The sequence below is a fragment of the Arthrobacter sp. genome (assembly GCF_031988865.1).
GTDB lineage: Bacteria > Actinomycetota > Actinomycetes > Actinomycetales > Micrococcaceae > Arthrobacter_B.
On the sequence record NZ_DALZXY010000161.1, the window covers coordinates 1 to 3,239 of the forward strand.

Annotated in this window: 3 protein-coding genes; all 3 read left to right on the forward strand. The window is 65.4% G+C overall.

Features of this window, described 5'->3' with window-relative positions:
• The coding region (locus tag RTN46_RS16785; RefSeq protein WP_312183135.1) for a hypothetical protein at positions 1-244 on the forward strand (244 nt) is incomplete at its 5' end.
• Entirely contained in the window at positions 237-1,046 is an 810-nt protein-coding gene (locus tag RTN46_RS16790) for a DNA-formamidopyrimidine glycosylase family protein (RefSeq protein WP_312183137.1), read from the forward strand. The genes RTN46_RS16785 and RTN46_RS16790, both read left to right, overlap by 8 nt.
• Positions 1,047-1,411: 365 nt before the next feature.
• Positions 1,412-3,082 carry a DUF222 domain-containing protein gene (locus RTN46_RS17060; RefSeq protein WP_396158002.1) on the forward strand — a complete coding sequence of 557 codons (1,671 nt, stop codon included), beginning with the start codon at positions 1,412-1,414 and terminating at the stop codon, positions 3,080-3,082.
• Positions 3,083-3,239: the final 157 nt, after the last annotated feature.

Genomic DNA, 3,239 nt, shown 5'->3' on the forward strand with positions numbered 1-3,239 from the left:
GAGCTGGCTTGAAGGCCTGGGTCCTGCGGCGGCTCGCGGGGCCTCTGCCCGTGCGGCGGCCCGTGCTGCGGCCCGTGCTGGCACGGCGGCTCGTGTCTGCGCGGCGGCCCGTGTGGCGGCCCGTGTCTGCGCGGCGGAACACCCGCCCACCCGGGTGCCGCCGTCGTTCGGGGCGATCCGTGCCTATCTGGCGGCACGCCCACCTTCCCTGGTGCCGCCGTCGTTCGGGGCGATCCGTGCCTGAGGGGGATACCGTCTGGCGAGCTGCCCGGGACCTCAATTCCGCCTTGGCCGGGGCCGAACTCACCCGTACGGACTTCCGCGTCCCTCGCTTCGCAACCACCGACCTCAGCGGCCGTTTTGTCGAGGAAGTTGTTTCGCGCGGCAAGCATCTGCTGATCCGAATTGCACCTGCCGACTCCGAGACCGAGGGCTGGACGGTTCAATCCCACCTCAAGATGGAGGGGCTTTGGCATATCTATGCGCGAGGTGAACGTTGGAAGCGTCCGGCATTCAAGGCCCGTGCCGTGCTGGAAACTGCGACGCATCAGGCGGTTGGCTTCGAGCTCGGGATCCTTCGCATCTTTCCGCGCAGTGGTGAGGATGAGGCAGTTGGGTACCTCGGACCTGACCTCCTGGGACCGGACTGGGATCCGGAGGAAGCACTGCGCCGGCTGAAGTCCGTGCCGGAGCGGCCGGTTGGCTTGGCGATCCTGGATCAGCGGAACCTCGCGGGAGTGGGTAATGTCTACCGGTGCGAACTGTGTTTTCTCATCGGAGTGCATCCGCTGACTCCGGTAGCGCAGGTGCCCGATCTACCGCGGCTTGTCGATCTTTCGAAGCGGCTTCTGGAAGCGAACAAGTCCCGATCCCGGCGGATTACCACAGGGATGTCGGCCGGGCGGGATCCGCTGTGGGTCTACAACCGGGAGAAACGCGGCTGTCTGCGCTGCGGCACCAAGGTTGTCCACGAGTTATTCGGCGACAACGAACTAGAGCTCCGCGACCTTTACTACTGCCCGCATTGCCAGCCGAGGCTGGATTAGCCGGAGTATCTTGTGGGGCTGGGGCTGGGGCCGGGGCCCGGGACGTGAGGCTGCGGCCGGGGTCCGGGGTCCGGGACGTGAGGCTGCGGCCGGGGTCCGGGACGTGGGGCTGCGGCCGGGGTCCGGGACGTGGGGCGGGCCAGGCCCCTGGCCGGCACCGATCCCAGGGGCATCCTAGGCCCGGACCTAGCGGACATCTGGGCGATGGTTTGGGAGGGTGCGAGACACATTGTCAACTGGTCATCCGCCAGTTGTGGATAAGTGCGCGAAAACTGAGTATTTTGAGTTGAATTCCCGTACCAACTATTCCTCCACAATGGACATTTTGGTTTTGGTGGATCCACCTGGCGTGGAAGCCTTGTTCTATGGCAACGGCGGCAACCAGTGAAGAAAACCGGCTCTTCGAGCCGGCTTCAGGAGCGGGCCGTTCCAGCTCAGCGGATGCGGATTCCGAGGACGCGCTGGCGTGTTTGGACACCTTTTCGGCGTTCCCGGCTTCAGATGGAAGCGGAGGGTTTAGCGGTGTCATCGAGCTGACCTCCCCGGAGAGCCTCAGCTCAGACGACGCGGGGGCGGTTCTCGAGCGGCTCGCGGCGCTGGCTAGCTGGACACAGGCGCAGCAGGCCAGGGTGATACATCGGATGGAGGAGCTGATCGCGGCAGAGGTGGAGGGGTCTTTCAAGAAGCCGGATGACGCACTCGCGATGTCCTTAACCGCGGCAGAAGCCGGCGCCGTACTGAATATTCCGCACATGAGCGCCATGCAGCTCGTGGATGAATCCGACCGGCTCTGCACTGCACAGGCGGCAACCCTTGCCGCACTTTCGCACGGACACATCAGTCACCGCCATGCCCGGGCGATGCTGGACCAGCTCCAGGGAATCCCCGGCGCACAGTCGCCCGGTTTCGAGGCCGAGCTGCTGTCAGCCGCGAGGGGAAGGACCTGCGCACAGTTCATGCGCACTGCCCGCCGTCTCCGTGAGCACCGATGGCCCGAGACCATGGCCACCCGCCACCGCTCAGCCCTGGATCGACGGGGAGTGAGTTTCGACCCGGTTGCTGACGGAATGGGAGAGCTCACTGCCCGAATCGCCGCAGAAAAGGGGCAAGCGATTTTCACCGCCCTGACCCTGGCAGCACAGGGTGAACGAAAGGCAGGTGATCCCCGAACGCTCGACCAACTCCGTGCGGACATCTTCACGTCCCTAATGCTTAATTCCGACCGGGGACCCGTGGGCTTTGCCGACTCACCACCGGAATCGGCGTCGGCACCGTCATCAGCGGTGGGACCCGAACTGCCTGCGACGTCGCTGCCAGCGGCTGGTTCATTGTCCGGGCCCGAGCCCCGGTCCGGCACGGAGTGTAATTCCGGATCTCGGTCCGGCTTCAGGTTTGAGACTGAGCCCAAGCCCGGGCCCGGGCCCGGGCCCGGGCCCGCGCGAGGAACTGAGCCTAGGTGTGCGCCTGAATCCACGCGGGATGACAGCGCCGGTATCAAAGCCGAGATTATGGTGCTCATCAGTGCCGACACGCTGTTCGGCCTTGATGATAATCCGGCTGAGCTCAATGGTGCAGGACCCATCACTGCTGAGGCTGGCCGGCGGCTGGCGCGTCAGGCACTGCACTGGACAGGCTTGGTCCAGGACTCGTCGACCGGCGAAATACTGGCCGTTGGCCGTCGCCGGAAGGTTCCGGCAGGCCTCAAACGCTGGTTGCAGGCTCGTGACGGAACATGCCGGTTTCCGGGATGTGGGGTTGCACCAGCCCGGGCGGAGGTCGACCACACCATTCCTTGGGCCCGCGGCGGACTCACTGAGCATGGCAACCTTGCCAATTTGTGCCCAAAACACCACCGGTACAAAACCCTCGGCTTCTGGCGTGCCCGTCAGGAAACCCCGGGACTCCTCAAGTGGATCTCCCCTTTGGGGAGGATTTATCGGACGGTGCCCCAGCTGCACTATGGGCCGGAAATTTCAGGCGGACTTAGCACTGAAGGGTCGCTGCCAACGGCGGACCCTGATCCTCCTCCGTTCTAGGCGCGCGTAGTCGGAGCTCGGATGGCTCCAGCCCAGCGGGGCAAGCGGGGCAGGCGGACTCCAGCTCGGAGGGGCAGGCACGGGTTCGGTCTCCCGAGCCGGCGGATAGGTCGGGCTGTGGCGGTGCAGTGCCGTCGCGGCGGTTAGACCGCGCGGT